Source organism: Streptomyces sp. bgisy159, assembly GCF_965341775.1.
GTDB lineage: Bacteria > Actinomycetota > Actinomycetes > Streptomycetales > Streptomycetaceae > Streptomyces.
The window spans coordinates 47,774-64,116 of sequence record NZ_CBDQZH010000010.1 but is presented as its reverse complement, the minus strand read 5'-3'; the positions used below and the strand labels follow the sequence as shown (position 1 = coordinate 64,116).

Annotated in this window: 14 protein-coding genes; 5 read left to right on the top strand and 9 right to left on the bottom strand. The window is 73.4% G+C overall.

Annotation, left to right across the window (positions count from 1 at the left end; genetic code table 11):
• The first annotated feature begins 25 nt into the window (after positions 1–25).
• Together ACSLTV_RS12625 and ACSLTV_RS12620 are read left to right on the top strand one after the other, a co-directional pair.
• Entirely contained in the window at positions 26–2,221 is a 2,196-nt protein-coding gene (locus ACSLTV_RS12625; protein WP_435612123.1) for a glycoside hydrolase family 3 N-terminal domain-containing protein, read from the top strand.
• A 246-nt stretch (positions 2,222–2,467) separates the two neighbouring features.
• Positions 2,468–3,571 carry a lytic polysaccharide monooxygenase auxiliary activity family 9 protein gene (locus tag ACSLTV_RS12620; protein ID WP_435612122.1) on the top strand — a complete coding sequence of 368 codons (1,104 nt, stop codon included), beginning with the start codon at positions 2,468–2,470 and terminating at the stop codon, positions 3,569–3,571.
• Positions 3,572–3,885: 314 nt separating this feature from the next.
• Here ACSLTV_RS12620 and ACSLTV_RS12615 read toward each other — a convergent pair whose 3' ends face one another.
• Both ACSLTV_RS12615 and ACSLTV_RS12610 read right to left on the bottom strand, forming a co-directional pair.
• Positions 3,886–4,173 (bottom strand): metal-sensitive transcriptional regulator, encoded by a 288-nt coding sequence (locus ACSLTV_RS12615; RefSeq protein ID WP_432137007.1) that lies wholly within the window; start codon positions 4,171–4,173, stop codon positions 3,886–3,888.
• Between the two features lie 76 nt (positions 4,174–4,249).
• Positions 4,250–4,702 (bottom strand): OsmC family protein, encoded by a 453-nt coding sequence (locus ACSLTV_RS12610; protein WP_432137008.1) that lies wholly within the window; start codon positions 4,700–4,702, stop codon positions 4,250–4,252.
• 347 nt (positions 4,703–5,049) lie between these two features.
• Between ACSLTV_RS12610 and sqr the strand changes: the two genes are divergently transcribed.
• The 3 genes from sqr to ACSLTV_RS12595 are packed head-to-tail and all read left to right on the top strand — an operon-like array spanning position 5,050 to position 7,147.
• A complete protein-coding gene (gene sqr / locus ACSLTV_RS12605; protein WP_432137009.1) occupies positions 5,050–6,288 on the top strand; it encodes a type III sulfide quinone reductase, selenoprotein subtype in 1,239 nt (412 codons plus the stop codon).
• A 38-nt stretch (positions 6,289–6,326) separates the two neighbouring features.
• Complete coding sequence (locus tag ACSLTV_RS12600; RefSeq protein ID WP_432137010.1) at positions 6,327–6,644, top strand: TusE/DsrC/DsvC family sulfur relay protein; 318 nt, start codon at positions 6,327–6,329, stop codon at positions 6,642–6,644.
• Positions 6,645–6,673: 29 nt separating this feature from the next.
• Entirely contained in the window at positions 6,674–7,147 is a 474-nt protein-coding gene (locus ACSLTV_RS12595; RefSeq protein ID WP_432137011.1) for a DsrE/DsrF/DrsH-like family protein, read from the top strand.
• Position 7,148: 1 nt separating this feature from the next.
• Here ACSLTV_RS12595 and ACSLTV_RS12590 read toward each other — a convergent pair whose 3' ends face one another.
• The 7 genes from ACSLTV_RS12590 to ACSLTV_RS12560 form a co-directional block, all read right to left on the bottom strand.
• On the bottom strand, positions 7,149–8,009 hold the full coding sequence (locus tag ACSLTV_RS12590) for a sulfite exporter TauE/SafE family protein (protein WP_432156239.1): 861 nt from the start codon (positions 8,007–8,009) through the stop codon (positions 7,149–7,151).
• On the bottom strand, positions 8,006–8,587 hold the full coding sequence (locus ACSLTV_RS12585) for a rhodanese-like domain-containing protein (RefSeq protein WP_432137013.1): 582 nt from the start codon (positions 8,585–8,587) through the stop codon (positions 8,006–8,008). Before ACSLTV_RS12585 ends, ACSLTV_RS12590 begins: the two co-directional genes overlap by 4 nt.
• A gap of 136 nt (positions 8,588–8,723) precedes the next feature.
• On the bottom strand, positions 8,724–10,106 hold the full coding sequence (locus tag ACSLTV_RS12580) for a rhodanese-like domain-containing protein (RefSeq protein WP_432137014.1): 1,383 nt from the start codon (positions 10,104–10,106) through the stop codon (positions 8,724–8,726).
• Positions 10,107–10,234: 128 nt separating this feature from the next.
• Complete coding sequence (locus tag ACSLTV_RS12575) at positions 10,235–11,464, bottom strand: FAD-dependent oxidoreductase (RefSeq protein ID WP_432137015.1); 1,230 nt, start codon at positions 11,462–11,464, stop codon at positions 10,235–10,237.
• Between the two features lie 52 nt (positions 11,465–11,516).
• On the bottom strand, positions 11,517–11,843 hold the full coding sequence (locus ACSLTV_RS12570) for a rhodanese-like domain-containing protein (RefSeq protein WP_432137016.1): 327 nt from the start codon (positions 11,841–11,843) through the stop codon (positions 11,517–11,519).
• 174 nt (positions 11,844–12,017) lie between these two features.
• A complete protein-coding gene (locus ACSLTV_RS12565) occupies positions 12,018–14,318 on the bottom strand; it encodes a beta-L-arabinofuranosidase domain-containing protein (protein ID WP_432137017.1) in 2,301 nt (766 codons plus the stop codon).
• A gap of 137 nt (positions 14,319–14,455) precedes the next feature.
• Positions 14,456–16,204, bottom strand: coding sequence for an ABC transporter ATP-binding protein (locus tag ACSLTV_RS12560; protein WP_435612174.1), 1,749 nt, complete (start codon positions 16,202–16,204; stop codon positions 14,456–14,458).
• Positions 16,205–16,343: the final 139 nt, after the last annotated feature.

Genomic DNA, 16,343 nt, shown 5'->3' with positions numbered 1-16,343 from the left:
ACGACTCCCGGAAAGGCCCACCCGCATGCGCCTCCTGACCGCCCGCCGCCGGCCGGCCGCCGCCCTCGCCCTGTGTGCCGCCGCCCTCGCCCTCACCGGGTCCGCCGTGGCCGCCCCGGGACCCTCCGCGCCCGCGGCGTCCGCCGCCGGGGCGCCCTACCGGGACCCCTCCGTCGCGGTGGCCGACCGGGTCGAGGACCTGCTCGCCCGCATGACGCTCGACGACAAGCTCGGCCAGATGACGCAGGTCGAGAAGGACGCCCTGGTCCCGCAGTCCGACCTCGCCGCCTACCGCATCGGCTCGGTGCTCTCCGGCGGCGACTCGACGGTCAGCCCCAACAACGCCCGGACCTGGGCCGACACCTACGACGGCCTCCAGCGCACCGCGCTGACCACCCCGCTCGGCATTCCGATGATCTACGGCATCGACGCCGTGCACGGCCACAACGCGGTCCGCGGAGCCACCCTCTTCCCGCACAACATCGGCCTGGGCGCCACCCGCGACCCCGCGCTCGTCGAACGCGTCGGCCGGGCGGTCGCCGAGGAGGTCTCGGGCACCGGCATCGACTGGGACTTCGCGCCGTGCCTGTGCGTGGCCCGCGACGACCGCTGGGGCCGCACCTACGAGTCGTACGGCGAGACCCCCGAACTGCCCTCCGCCATGACGACGTTCGTCACCGGCCTGCAGGGCGAGACCCTGGGCGCCGGCCCCGGCTCCGTGCTCGCCACCGCCAAGCACTACCTCGGCGACGGGGGTACCACCGGCGGCGTCGACCAGGGGAACACCGAACTGTCCGAGGCGCGGCTGCGGGCGATCCACCTGCCGCCCTTCCAGGAGGCCGTGCGACGCGGCGTCGGCTCGGTCATGCTGTCGTACAGCAGCTGGAACGGGGTGAAGTCGCACGCCAACAAGTACCTGGTGACCGACGTCCTCAAGGGCGAACTGGGCTTCACCGGGTTCGTGGTCTCCGACTGGGCGGCCGTCGACCAGCTCGACGGACAGACCGGCTTCACCGGTGCCGAGATCACCACGGCCGTCAACGCCGGCGTCGACATGGTCATGGTCCCGCACGACTACCGGAAGTTCCTCACCCTGCTGCGCGGCGAGGTCACCGCGGGCCGTGTCCCGCTCTCCCGGATCGACGACGCGAACCGCCGCATCCTCACCAAGAAGTTCCAGCTCGGCCTGTTCGAACAGCCGTTGACCGACCGGTCGTACACCGGCACGGTCGGCTCGGCCGCGCACCGGCAGCTGGCCCGGCAAGCGGTCCGCCAGTCGCAGGTGCTGCTGAAGAACAGCGGCGGGATCCTGCCTCTGCCGAAGTCGGCGAAGCTGTTCGTGGCAGGGAAGTCGGCCGACGACATCGGCAACCAGAGCGGCGGCTGGACGGTCGGCTGGCAGGGCGGCAGTGGCCCCGTGACCGAGGGCACCACCATCCTGCGGGGCATCCGCGACGCGGTCACCGACTCCTCCCGGGTCACCTACGACCGGTACGGCTACGGCATCGACGGCAGTTACACGGCCGCCGTCGCCGTGGTGGGTGAGACGCCCTACGCCGAGGGCCGCGGCGACCGGCCGAACGGCCTGGGCCTGGACCAGGAGGACCTGGGGACCCTGGCCCGGCTGCGGGCGAGCGGTGTGCCGGTCGTCGTCGTCCTGGTCTCCGGCCGCCCCCTGGACATCGCCGCCCAGCTGCCCGACTGGCGGGCCCTGCTGGCGGCCTGGCTGCCCGGCACCGAGGGCGCCGGCGTCTCCGACGTGCTGTTCGGCGACCACGCGCCGACCGGCAGGCTGCCGATGTCCTGGATGAACAGCTCGGCGCAGCAGCCCGTCAACGACGGCGACGGCAAGACGCCGCTCTTCCCCTACGGGTACGGGCTGACCTACGACGGCACCGACCCGGACCCGGACCCGACCCCGTCGCCGGCCGCCTGCACGGCGTCGCTGCGGGTGGCCTCCGCCTGGCAGGGCGGCTACCAGGCCGAGGTCACCGTCGAGAACACCGGCTCCGCCGCGCTCACCGGCTGGTCGGTGACTTGGGACCTGGCCGGCTCCGGCATCACCAACCTCTGGAACGGCTCCCTGACCACCGACGACGGCCGGGCCACCGTGCGCAACGCCGCTCACAACGGCGCGCTGCTCCCCGGCGCCCGCACCTCGTTCGGCTTCATCGCGACCGGCAGCGCCGGCGCACCCACCCCGGCCTGTACGAGCGGCTGACCGCCCGCGGGCCTCGGAAACCGCACCGCCTCGGACGCCCCCCCCGGCACCACGCACGCCGGCGCACCCAGGGGCACCGTCCTGCTGGGCACCACCACCTGGCGTACCCCGCCGGCCCGAACCACCCCCTGTTGCCTCCGCTGAACCACCCGCTGAACCACGCGTGACGAGGACACCCGCACCTCCCCGCCCGCCCGGCCGGCTTCCCCCCGGGCGGGCGGGGGATCCACCACGGAAGGAGAGAACATGGCTCGACGCAGCAGACTGCTGTCCCTGGCGGCGGTCTTGTCGACGTTGGTCGCGGCGCTCGGACTGGCCCTCCTGGGGCAGGGCAGCGCTCAGGCCCACGGGGTGGCGATGCTGCCCGGCTCCCGCACCTACCTCTGCTATCTCGACGGTCTCACCGGCTCCGGCGGGATGGACCCCTCCAACCCGGCCTGCCAGGACGCGCTGGCGGAGAGCGGCGCGACCTCGCTCTACAACTGGTTCGCCGTCCTGGACTCCAACGCCGGGGGCCGGGGCGCCGGATACGTGCCGGACGGCACGCTGTGCAGCGCCGGCGACCGGTCGCCGTACGACTTCTCCGCCTACAACGCGGCCCGCTCCGACTGGCCGCGCACCCATCTGACCAGCGGGGCGACCATCCAGGCGCAGTACAGCAACTGGGCGGCGCACCCGGGTGAGTTCCGGGTCTACGTCACCAAGCCCGGCTGGTCACCGACCTCGACACTGCGCTGGGCCGACCTGGACCTGGTCCAGACGGTCGGCGACCCGCCGCAGTCCGGCTCGCCGGGCACCGACGGCGGTCACTACTACTGGGACCTGACGCTGCCCTCCGGCCGTTCCGGAGACGCGGTGATCTTCATCCAGTGGGTGCGCTCCGACAGCCAGGAGAACTTCTTCTCCTGCTCCGACGTCGTCTTCGACGGCGGCCACGGAGAGGTGACCGGCATCGGAGACTCGGGCGGCACTCCGACCCCGACCCCCACGACCACCTCGTCCCCCACGCCCAGCCCGAGCCCCACCACGGGTGATCCGTCCGCCGGGTGCATGGCCTCGTACTCCGTGGTCAACTCCTGGAGCGGCGGCTTCCAGGCGTCCGTCGAGGTCATGAACCACGGCACGGCGCCGCTCGACGGCTGGGCCGTGAGCTGGAAGCCGGGCACGGGGACCCGGATCAGCAGCGTGTGGAGCGGCGCGCTGTCCACCGCCGCGGACGGCACCGTCACCGTGCGCAACGTGGACTACGACCGGGTGGTCCCGGCCGGCGGCAGCGTCACCTTCGGCTTCACCGCCACCTCGACCGGCGACGACCTGCCGGCCGGTTCGATCGGCTGCGTCACACCGTGACCCGGCCCTGAGGCGGGGACACGGACAGACGGCCGGACAGGGCGCGCGGGAGGCCCCGGCGAAGACCACTCCCCGCGCCCTCGTCCGGCCGGCAGGCGGTGCACCGCCTGCCCGGCGAGCGGCGCGCCGGCGGCGGGACGCCGCCGGCACACCCCGACCCCCGCCGGGGCAACGAGGAAGGCGCAGGTCGTCGAGTACGCCGTAGACCATGTACGGGACAGCCCTCAGCCGGACCACCGGACGTGGCCCGAAGCCCCCCGGGAGTGTGCGGACCACGATCTGAACGCCGGAGTGGGGAGACACCGCACCGGGCCCTACGCCAGGGACAGGAACAGCTTCTCCAGCCGGGCGCGCACGGCGACCGGGTCCTCGCCGTTCGCGCTGCCGGAGCCGAGGTCGGTCACGCACTGCTGCAGACCGGTGGCGATGATCGCGAAGCCGGCCCGGTCCAGGGCGCGGGAGGCGGCGGCGAGCTGCGTGACGACCTCCTCGCAGTCGCGTCCTTCCTCGATCATCCGGATCACTCCGGAGATCTGGCCCTGCGCACGGCGCAGCCGGTTCAGCACGGCCTTCAGATCCGCGCCCTCAAGCTCCAGTTGCACGACCACTCCTCGCAGACACACCGCTGCGGGTACTGTACGCGCCGGTCCGCGGCGGCGGCGGGGGTGCCTCGGGGCGTCAGGGTTCCAGCGCGATCTCGACGGCGGGCGGCTGACGCAGGGTGTTGTGGACCGTGCAGTGCGAGGCCACGGCGAGCAGGGCCTCCCGGCGCCGCTCGGGCAGCTCCGGTGGCGGGACGACCACGATGCGCAGCGCGGTGACGCGGGCCGGGCGGTCGGCGGCCATGGTGAACTCCGTACGGACCCGCAGCCCGGCGCGGGGCAGGCCGTGGCGGTCGAGGTAGCGGCCCGCGTAGAAGGCCACACAGGTGGCCAGCGACGCGGCGAACAGTTCGGTGGGGGTGGGCGCGGTGTCCGTACCGCCCGCGTCGACGGGTTGGTCGACCTGGAAGCGGTGGCCGCGGATGTCCACGGTGTAGGCGTCCCCGTCGAGACGGGTGACCTCCAGGCGGTGGGTCTGCGGGGTCGGCCCCTCGTGCGGGTCCAGGGTCTGCGGTGCGCTGCCGGTCATGGCCGGGCCCTTCCTCGTCGGTCCTGATCGGTGTCGGCCGGTGGTGCCGGTCGGTGTGGGGGACGTCCCCCGGTCCGGCCGCCGCCGGTTTCCCGGCCGCCGCCACCTCCAGTCGACCGCGGCCCGCGCCGCGGGGCGAGGGGCGGACGGGGTGCGGCGCGGGCCGTTCGGCCCTCGGGCGAACGGCCCTGTCCGGAATACCCCGCCCTGTATGCGGGCTGGGAGCTTTCGCCGCGGAGCCGGGCCGCAATGGTCCGGAAGGCGGGACGTGGGCATACCCCGGTGGGTACCGGGAGGGGGACTTGCGGCCCCTGCCTCACGGCGTTCCCCGGCGCCACTGTGAAGGCATGGGCACACACATCGTGATACTCGGCGGCGGAACCGCCGGCACCCTCACCGCCAACCGCCTGCGTCGTCTGTACGACGAGGGCGAGTGCCGGATCACGGTCGTCGACCAGGACGACGACCACCTGTACCAGCCCGGCCTGCTCTTCCTGCCGTTCGGCGCGGCGGAGCCCCGGCACCTGGTCCGCCCCCGCCCGGACCAGCTGCGGGGCGTCGACTACAAACAGGCGCCGGTCGAACGGGTCGACGCCGCCGCGCGCACGGTCCACCTCGGCGGCGGCATCACGCTCACCTACGACGTCCTGGTGGTCGCCACGGGCGCCCGGCTGCTGCCGGAGGAGACCGAGGGGCTGACCGGGCCCGGCTGGGACGAGAAGGTGTTCACCTTCTACGACCTGCCCGGCGCCACGGGCCTGCGCCGGGCGCTGGAGCGCTTCGAGGGTGGCCGGCTGGTGATCGACGTGGCCGACCTGCCGGTCAAGTGCCCGGTGGCGCCCCTGGAGTTCGCCTTCCTGGCCGACTGGTACTTCCAGCGCCGCGGCATCCGCGACAAGGTCCGTCTGACCTACGCCACCCCGCTGGACTCCGCGTTCACCAAGCCGGTCGCCGCCCGGGCGCTGGCCGGGCTGCTGGAGCGCAAGGGCATCGAGCTGGTCACCGAGTTCACCCTCGGCGAGGTCGACGGCACGGGCGGCCGGCTGGTGTCGTACGACGACCGCGAGGTGCCCTTCGACCTCGCCGTGGTGGTGCCGCTGCACGGCGGCGCCGCGTACGTGGGCCGGTCCGAGGGGCTCGGTGACGAACTGGACTTCGTCCCGGTCGACCCGCGCACCCTCCAGCACCCCGAGTACCCGGAGGTGTTCGCGATCGGCGACGCGGCCGGCCTGCCGGTTTCCAAGGCCGGCTCGGTGGCGCACTTCGAGGGCGAGACGCTGGTGCGCAACATCGCCGACCTCCTGGCCGGGCGGCCGCTGTCCGCCGCCTTCGACGGGCACACCAACTGCTTCGTCGAGACCGGCCACCACCAGGCCCTGCTCATCGACTTCAGCTACGACACCGAGCCGCTGCCCGGCCACTACCCGGGCGCCGTCGGACTGCCGCTGCTGAAGGAGTCGCACCTCAACCACCTCGGCAAGCTGGCCTTCGAGTGGCTGTACTGGCACAGCCTGCTGCCCGGCCGCGACCTCCCCGGCATCGGCGCGGAGATGCCCCGGCGCGGCAAGACCCGCATCCCCGCCTGAAACGCCCGCATTCCCGCCTGAGACGAATGGAGCCCACCATGCCCACCGCCGCCTACGACGGCACCTCCGTCCCGGTCGACGACGAGGGGTTCTTCACCGACCCGAGCCGCTGGACCGAGCCGATGGCCGAGCAGATCGCGAAGGAGACCGGCATCGACACCCTCACCGAGCGGCACTGGCAGGTGATCCGCTTCATGCGCGACCAGTACGCCGAGAAGGGCACCGGCCCGACGGTCCGGGTGCTCGGCAAGACCTCCGGGGTCGGGGTGAAGGAGCTGTACCAGCTCTTCCCGAAGGGCCCGGCCAAGACGGCCGCGAAGATCGCCGGGATTCCCAAGCCGCGCGGCTGCATCTGAGCGCCGCCGCATCCGAGGAGGAGGACACCATGGCGGACACCGCCACCATCGAGAAGGTCTCGATCATCGTCTCCAAGGGCTCCCTGGAGGGCGTCTACCCGGCACTGATCATGGCCAACGGCGCCCGCGCGGAGGGCATCGAGGCCGATCTGTTCTTCACCTTCTTCGGTCTGGACGCCGTGACCAGGAGGCGCTGGGACCACATCAAGCTGGCCACCGTCGGCAACCCGGGCCTGCACCTGCCGACCCTGCTGGGCGGCCTGCCGGGCGTGCCCGACCTGGTCACCCGCTTCATGGCGCGCAAGATGGACAAGCTCGACATCCCGCCGATCCCCGAGTTCATCGAGATGATCTCCGACACCGGTGCCGGTCTCTACGCGTGCAAGGCCTCGGTCGACCTGTTCGAGCTGGACAAGGACGACCTGGTGGAACAGGTGCAGGGCATCATCACGGTCGGCGAGTTCTACGAGCACGCCGCCGGCGGCCAGATCATCTACACCTGAGTCACGAGCCTCGCCGCGCGTGAGCGGCCCGCTGCACGAACCGGGCGACCGGGACGCAGGCCGCGGCGGCGAGGCCGGCCCACAGCCAGGGACTGGCCGACAGGGCACGCAGCGGGCCGAAGCCGACCTGCTGCCCGAGCACGAAGACCCCCATGACGGCGACGAACCAGCCGAAGGCCCGGCGCAGCGCGTCCTGCGGCAGGCGCCCGGCGACGCGGCCGCCGAGCAGAGCGCCGACCACGGCGGTCACCGTGACGAGGGCGGCCAGGCCCCAGTCGATGTGCACACTGGCCAGGTAACCGGCCAGCCCGGCGAACGACTTCATGGCGATGACGAGAAGGGAGGTGCCGACGGCGACCGTCATCGGCAGCCCGCCGAGCAGGGCCAGCGCCGGGACGACCAGGAAGCCGCCGCCCGCGCCGACCAGACCGGTCACCAGCCCCACCACGATGCCGTCCAGCAGGACGTGTGCGACGGGGAGTTCGTGCGGAGCGGCCTTCCGCGGCCCGCGCCGGCCGCGGATCATGGCGACGGCGGTGGCGATCATCATCAGGGCGAACGCGATCAGCAGCACGGAGGCGGCGACGAACTCGGCCAGCCGCCCGCCCGCGTAGGCGCCGATCATGCCGGCCAGGCCGAACAGCAGCCCGGTGCGCCAGCGGACGCGTCCGGCGCGGGCGTGCGCGACCACCCCGGCGGCGCTGGTGACGCCGACGACGAACAGGGAGGTGGCGATGGCCTCCTTGGTCTCCACGCCGGCCAGGTAGACCAGCACGGGAACCGTCAGGATGGACCCGCCGCCGCCCAGGACACCCAGCGCGACCCCGACGAGCAGGGACGCGGCGACGACCAGGACGATCACGGAGCGCTCCGCAGCGCGGCCACGACACCGTCCAGGTCGGTGCGCGGGCCGCGGTTGTACGGCAGCTTCGACAGCAGCATCCCCATCGCGCAGGTGTTGGTGAGCGCGGCGACCGCCAGACCCCCGCCGACGGCCGTGCCGATCAGGTGCAGCCCCGGCACGAACACCCCCGCGACACCGCTGACCAGGACCAGCGAGCCGGCGACCAGCCGCACCTGCCGCTCCAGCTCCCAGCGCTCGGGCCCCCGGGTCAGGGCGCCGCCCGCCGCCTCCCAGGCCATCACACCGCCGTCCAGGATCCGCAGGTTGGGCAGCCCGGCCTCGGCCAGCGCCCGCTCGGCGCGGGCGGCCCGGGCGCCGGAGCGGCAGATGAGGACGACCTCCTCGTCTAGGTGGTGCCGGATCTCGTCGCGGTGCTCGCGCAGGGTGTCCAGCGGGACGTTGTACGAGCCGGGTATGTGGGCGGTGCGGAACTCGCCCGGCGTGCGCACGTCCAGCAGCCGGGGGCCCGAGCCCTGCTCGTGGAGGGTGCGCAGGGTGGCGGGGTCGAGACGCGGGGGGTCGGTCGGTGTCGTCACGGGGGTGTTCCTCGCTGTCGGACGGGCGGCAGAGGCCGGATGGGTGGCGCAGGACGGTTCGGGTGGCGCAGGGCGGCGCAGGACAGTACGGGGCGGCGGCCGGTGCTGCGGGCCGCCGCCCGGGGTGCGGGCCGGGTCAGGCGTCGGCGGTGGTGTGGACGGGCCAGGCGCCGTAGCCGCCGAGCAGGTCGGACACGTCGGCGCGGCCCTGGTGGCGCAGCAGGCTGGCGGCGATGGAGGAGCGGTGGCCGCCGGCGCAGTGCACCACCAGCGGGCGCCCGGCCGGGATCTCCCCGGCGCGGCGGGCCAGTTCGGCCAGCGGGATGTGCAGGGAGCCCTCGATGAAGCCGCCCTCGCGCTCGGCGTCGCCCCGCACGTCGAGGACCAGCGGCGCGTCGTCGCCGTCCAGCAGCATGCGCAGCTCGTCCGCCGTCAGCCGGCTGGCCTGCTCCATCTCGCCCGCCAGCGCCGGAAAGGCGCCCTCGGGTTCGCGCAGGTATCCGCCGACCCGGTCGAAGCCGATCCGGGCCAGCCGGGTGACGACCTCCTCCTCGCGGTCCTGCGGCGCCACGACCACCACCTCGTCGTCCGGGGTGACGACCATGCCGGCCTGCTCCGCGAACCGGCCGTCGGCGGGCACGTTGACCGAGCCGCGCAGATGACCGGCGGCGAACTCCTGCGGCGAGCGGGCGTCGACGACGACCGCGCCGGCCGCACGCCGCTCCATGAACTCCTCGGCGGACAGCGGCCGGGGGGCGGCGGCCGCGTCGAACAGGCCGTGCTCCTTGCGGTTGAGGATCGCGTCGTACACGAAGTAGGCGGGTGCCGTGGACTGGCCGGCGGTGACCAGTTCCACGAACCGCTCCTCGCTCATCGGCCGGCAGGCGTAGTTGGTGGCGCGCTGCTCGCCGATGGTGGACTGGCGCTGGGTGGAGAGGTTCTTGCCGCAGGCGGAGCCGGCGCCGTGCGCGGGGAAGACCCGTACCGCGTCCGGCAGGGCCATCAGCTTGTGGTGGATGCTGTCGTAGAGCATCGAGCCGAGCTCGTCGGCGGTCACTCCGAACGAGGCGAGCAGGTCGGGGCGGCCCACGTCGCCGATGAACAGGGCGTCGCCGGTGAGCACCCCGTAGGGGACGGAGTCGTCGGCGTGCTCGTGGACCACGATGCTGATCGACTCAGGGGTGTGGCCCGGGGTCTCCATGATCCGCAGCCGTACGTCGCCGAGGCTGATCACCTCTCCGTCGGCGAGCCGCCGGATCGGGTACTCCGCGTCGGCGCGCCGACCGTAGCCGATCCAGGCGCCGGTGCGGTCGGCGAGTTCCAGGTGCCCGGCGAGGAAGTCGGCGTGGAAGTGGGTGTTGAGCACGGCCTCGATGGTGAAACCGTGGGCCTCGGCGTCGGTGAGGTACTCCGAGACGTCCCGGCGCGGATCGACGACGACGGCCCTGCCGGTCGTCTCGTCGGCGATCATGTACGACGCCTGGGAGAGGCAGTCGAGGTAGTACTGGGCGAAGAACATGGTCCGGTGATCTCCCTCTCGGACGAACGGGTCTGTAATACCCCGGGGGGTATTAATGGGGGTCTGGTCCGCCCTGGGACGAGGGCGGGAGGGGCCGGTCCGGGCCGGGGGATGCCCGGACCGGCGGTTCAGATACGGCCGGTGAGCATGCCGTGCCAGTACACCGGCGGCAGCCCGTACCGCTTGAACACCCACATCGAGCGCCGTTCCTCGAACGGGTCGAGCAGCGGGAAGGTGGGCGTGGGGTTCAGGTCGTAGTCGAACTCGGCGAGCAGCATCCGGTCGCGGGCGGTCACCAGCGGGCAGGACGTGTAGCCGTCGTAACGGCGGGACGGGGAGCGGCCGTTCATCACGTCGAGCAGGTTGGCGGCGACCACCGGCGCCTGCTTGCGCACGGCCGCGCCGGTCTTGGAGGTCGGCAGGTTCGCCACGTCGCCCAGCGCGAAGACGGTGTCGTAGGAGGGGTGCCGGAGCGTGTGCTTGTCCGCGGCGACGAAGCCCTGTGCGCTGCCGGGGTCGGCGAGGGGGCCGCCCTTGATCCAGTCGGGAGCGCTCTGCGGCGGGACCGCATGCAGCAGGTCGTAGCGCACGGTCTCCTCGGTGCCGTTCGCGTGGTCGGTGATCACCAGCTCGCGGCGGTCGCCGTCGACGGCGGTCAGCTCCGAGCGCAGCCGCACCTCGATGCCGTACCGTGCCGCCACCTTCTCCAGCACCCGCGTCCAGGCGGGCACCTTGAAGAGGGCCGGGTCGGGGACGACCAGGATGATCCGGATGCGGTCGAGGACCTTCTCCCGGCGCCAGTGGTCGGCGGCCAGATAGGCGATCTTCTGCGGGGCGCCGCCGCACTTCAGCGGCGTCGCCGGGTGGGTGAAGACGGCCGTGCCGGACCGCATGCCCTTGATCAGCTCCCAGGTGCGCGGGGCGAACTCGGGTGCGTAGTTGCTGCTCACCCGGTCGTGGCCGACGGCCGCGGCCAGCCCCGGTACGCCGGCCCAGTCCAGCTGGAGGCCGGGGGCCACCACCAGGTACTCGTAGGCCAGCTCGGCGCCGCCGGACAGTGCCACCGTACGGGCCTCGGGGTCCACGGACAGGGCGCGCCGGCGGATCCAGCGCACGCCGTCGGGGATCACCGAGCCCTCGGGGCGCCGGGAGGCGCCGAGGGGGGCCTGGCCGCCGCCGACCAGGGTCCACAGCGGCTGGTACCAGTGGGTGTCGGAGGGCTCGATCAGGGTGATGTCGGTGACGCCGGCGCGGCGCAGCCGGGCCGCGACGCTGATGCCGGCGCTGCCGCCGCCGATCACGGCGACATGGTGACGGCCGGAAGCCGTCGCATCGGTGGGGTCGGGGGTGGCGGCCATGGCGGTACTCCTTCTGCCGTGGGGGGCTCGGTGGGGGCGCGGCGCGCGGCGGTCAGGCCGCGTGCTCGCGGGCGCCGGTCACGACCGGGCGGCCGTCGCGGACCCAGGCGCCGGTGCCGCCGGAGACGGAGCAGGCGTCGATGCCGCGGGCGGTCATCAGGTCGGCCGCGGTCCGGCTGCGGTTGCCGCTGGCGCAGATGACGTACACCGGCCGGTCGGCGGGCAGCTCGCCGCACCGGGCCGGCACGGTGTGCAGCGGCATCAGGCGGGCGCCCGGCACGTGCCCTGCCGTGTACTCCGCCGGCTCCCTTACGTCCACGACGACGCCCCCGCCGGCCCAGGCCGCCCCGAACGTCTCCTGCGTCACTTCACGAGCCATCTCGTTGCCTCCTCAAATACCCCCGGGGGTTTCCTGATGGCGAGGGTAGGACGACTCGCGGGCTCGCGTCAAATACCCCTGGGGGTATGAAGGGGGGCTTCCCGGCCACAGACGACGGCGCCCCCACCGGGAACGGTGGGGGCGCCGCGGGGCCGGGGCGGTGGCTGCCGGTCGTCAGCGCAGGACGCGCCACCGGTTGTCCGGTGTGCCGTCGTCCGAGTCCTGCACCACGAAGGCGCCGAGTGCGGTGGAGCCGTTCTGGACCGCGAGCAGTTTCCCGCTGTGCACGTTGCGGATCTTGTAGGTGCCGTCTCCCTGGTCGAGGAGGGTCCAGCGGTGGTCGGCGGTGCCGTTGTCCGACCATTGCAGAACGGTGGCGCCGGCGGTCGTGGACATGTTCAGCACGCCGAGCACCTTGCCGCTGTGTGCGTTGCGGAACCGGACGGCGTCCCCGTCGGGGATCATCTCCCAGTCGTGGTCGGCGGTGCCGTTGTCGCTCCACTGCAGGGCACGGCCGCCGTCGGCGGTGGACATGTCCTGGATGCCGAGGAGCAGGCCACTGGCCGCGTTGGCGAGGCGGACGGTGGCGCGGGCGCCGGTGTTCCAGTAGACGGTGTAGTTGTGGCCGTGCGCGTCGTGGAACGGCCCGAGGTTCACGGTGGTGCCGTTCGCGGTGGCGGTGAAGGCCAGCGCGGTGGCGCTGGTCCGCCGGACCGAGGCGGTGTCCAGCGACGGCGGGGCGGCGAGGGCCGTGTCGCCGTAGTCGCCGGACAGCACCACCGGCCCGTAGGTGACGGCGGCGACGTCCGGATCGTCGTTGGCCGGGCGGACGACGGTCCGCATGGGCAGGCGCACGGTGACGGTGTCGCCGGAAGTCCAGGCGCGGGTCAGTGTGGCGTAGCCGCCGGGTGTGGCCGGGATGTCCTGCGCCACGCCGTTGACGCTGACGGTGGCCCCGCCGGTCCAGCCGGGGATGCGGATGCGCAACGCCCAGGTCCCCCGGGTGTCGCCGGTGACCCGCAGGGTGGTGGTGTCGCTCGCCGGGTACGCGGTGGTCTGGGTGACGGTGATCCCGCGCTGGGTCCAGCTGAGCACCGAGGGTACGAACAGGTTCACCGTCAGGGTGGTGCCGGAGTGGAAGTAGACCGAGTCCATCAGCCGGGTGTGCATCTCCAGGCCCGTGCCCTGGCAGCACCAGAAGGAGGAGTAGTCGGTGCTCCAGGTGCCGCCGCCCCACGCCGGGCCGACCCCGCGCCGGCCGCCGGGGTTCAGGGGGGTGAAGTAGGTGACGTGACCGTGCGGGTCGGCCGGGTTCTGCTGCCCGGTCATCTGGTTCAGCCACGCCTGCTCGTAGTAGTCGAACAGCGCGGCCCGGTCCGGGGTCAGCGTGAACAGCTCCCGGGTCAGGGTCAGCATGTTGACCGTGTTGCAGCTCTCGCAGGTGTCCCGCCGCAGGTAGGACGCGATGGCGTTCGGCGCGCGGAAGTGCTCGGCCTGGCTGTTGCCGCCGATGGCGTACGTGTGGGCGGTGACGCACATCGTCCAGGCGTTGGCGGCGATGTCCCGGTAGCGGGTGGTGCCGGTGGCCTTGTACGCGCGGACGGCCCCGATCCACTTCGGCACCTGGGTGTTGGCGTGCAGACCCGCCAGCCGGTCCTGGTTCGCCGCCAGCGGGTCGAAGACCGCGGCGTGGTCGAAGCGCTGGGCGACGGTGAGCCACCGGGCGTCGCCGGTCTGCTGGTAGAGGTCGGCCAGGACGGCGTTCATGCCGCCGAACTCGGTGCCGAGGACGGCCTGCATCTGACCGGTGGAGAGCCGGCCGGTGCGCCGGTCCACCCAGCCCGCCAGCGCCAGCAGCACGTCCCGGGCCTGGCCGCTGCCGAGGTGCCGCCACACGTCCAGCAGCCCGGCCAGGGTCTTGTGGATCGTGTAGTACGGCACGTTGCCGTTGGACAGGGTCCGGTTCTCCAGGGCGGTGAAGTCGGACTCGGGATAGCCGGCGAGGTACCCGGCGCCGAAACCCGCGGCGCCGTTGTTCGCCTGGCACCTGGCCAGCTCCGCGACCATGTACAGGGCCTTGTCGCGGAACGCGGTGTCCCCGGTCACCGCGTACGACTGCGCCCAGGCGGTGAGGAAGTGGCCCTGGACGTGACTGCGGAACGGGAAGTCGGGCGCCTCCCAGCCGCCGGTGGGCGCCGCGCCCTGGGTGGACAGGCGATGGTTGGCGCGGAAGTTGTACAGCAGCCGGTCGACGTCGACGAACCGCAGATAGCTCTGCGTGCGGTTCTGGTTGTCCAGCCAGCGGCTCGCGGTCAGCCGGACCTGGCCGAGGTCGAAGGGGGAGGCCAGTACCCCGGCCTCGGACCGGGCCGGCGGCACGGCCGCCCGCGCGGTGGTGGGGCCGAGCGCCAGGGGCCCGGCGGCCGTGACCCCGGCGAGCTGGAGGAGGCGTCGTCTGCTGACGGAGGAGGACATGGCTGCACCTTCTTCGTGGGGGGCGTGCTCCTCAGGGCGTGTTCGTCATGTCGAACGTCGTTCGCAGAATCGTCGAGACCGTAGCGGTGTCAGGGATGACCCGTCAATGCGGCCGACGCGGGTGATCGCCCTCCGGATCAGGGCTGTCGAGGGGCCGGGTGTCCGCCCGGCCGCAGCATCTGACTCGCCGCCAGCTCGCGGTACAGGCCACTGGCGGCCAGCAGTTCCTCGTGGCGGCCGCCGGCGGCGATCCGGCCGTCGTGCAGGACCACGATGCGGTCGGCGTGCTGCACGGTGGACAGCCGGTGCGCGATGACCAGCAGCGCGCACTCCTCGGCGATGTCCTTCATGACGGTGGTCAGCGCCGACTCGTTGATCGCGTCCAGGTGGGACGTGGGCTCGTCCAGCAGGAGCAGCGAGGGGCGCGCCAGCAAGGCGCGGGCCAGGGCCACCCGCTGGCGTTCACCACCGGAGAGGGTGCTGCCCCGCTCGCCGACGACGGTGGCCAGGCCGGCGGGCAGCCGGTCGACGACCTCGTCCAGCCGGGCCAGCTCCACCACCCGCCGGATCTCCGCCTCCGGGGCGTCGGGGGAGGCGTAGGCGATGTTGTCGCGCAGGGTGCCGTGGACGACGTGCGCGTTCTGGTCCACGACGGCGATACGCCGGCGGCAGTCCTCACGGCTGAGGTCGGCGGCGGGCCGCCCGTCGAACGACAGGGTGCCCGCGTCCGGCTCGTAGAACCGCGCCACCAGGGCGAACACCGTGCTCTTGCCGGCCCCCGACCGGCCCACCAGGGCGACGTGCTGCCGCCGCGCCACGGTGAACGAGACATCCCGCAGGACCGGCCGGCCGGGGTCGTAGCCGAAGCGGACACCGCGTAGCGCCAGCGCAGGGGGCTCCGGGGCGGCGGTGGGACGCGCCGCGCCGGACCGAACGGCGGGCCGGCGGGGCGCGGTCGGCTCCACGGGCAGCCGGAGCGCCTCGTCGATGCGCTGATAGGCGCCCATCCCGCGCTGGATGAGCCCCACCGCCCGGAAGACCGAGGACAACGGCAGCACCAGGTACGACGCGTACAGCAGGAAGGCGACCAGGTCGCCGAGGGAACCGGCGTGCCCGCCCACGCGCAGCCCGCCCACCACCAGGACGATCAGGAAGGAGCCCTGGACGGCGAGTTCGACGGCTGGACTCATCACCGAGGCGAGCTTCGCCGTGCGCACCCCCGCACCGTAGGCCGCCTCGACGCGCGCGCCGATGCCCGCGGCCTCGCGCTCCTCGGCGCGGTGGACCCGGACCATCGGCAGGGCGCCCAGCGCGCGTTCCAGGTCGGCGGCGACCGCGCCGATCGAGCCCTGCATCTGCTCGGACGCCCGCCGGATGCCCGCCAGCAGCGAGGCGACCACCACGGTCGCCAGGGCCACGGTGACGGCGACCAGGAGCAGCAGCAGCGGATCGAGCCACGCCATCAGGACGATCGCCCCGGCGGCGACGAGACTGCCCGTCACCAGGTCGACGAGGGCCTGCGACACGACCTCCCGGAGCACGGTCGTGTCGGCCGTCACGCGGGAGACGAGGTCGCCGCCCCGGTGCCGGTCGTACTCGCGCATCTCCAGCCGGAGCAGCCGCCCCACCAGCCCGTGCCGCAGCTGCCGGACGACGCCCTCACCCGTCCGCTCCAGCAGGAAGCGGCCCACCGCCCCCGTGGCCGCCTCGGCGACGAACAGCCCGCCGAGGAGCGCGAGCAGCGACCACACGAGCTCTCCGCGGCCGCTCGCGTCGACCACCTGCCGCGCGATCAGCGGCTGGGCCAGCCCCAGGGCCGAGCCCACGAGGGTCAGGACGGCGGCCACGGCCATGGCGGCGCGGTGGCCCGCGGTGAGCCGGTACATCGTGGCCACCGCGGCCCAGGTGGAACCGCCGGTCGCGAGGTCCCGCGCGCGTCCGCGGCCCCTTGCCGGGCCGTCCCCACTCACGCCCGCGGCACCCGCCGCGGACCCGCCGACCGCGCGGCGGCCGCCGTCCGCCGCC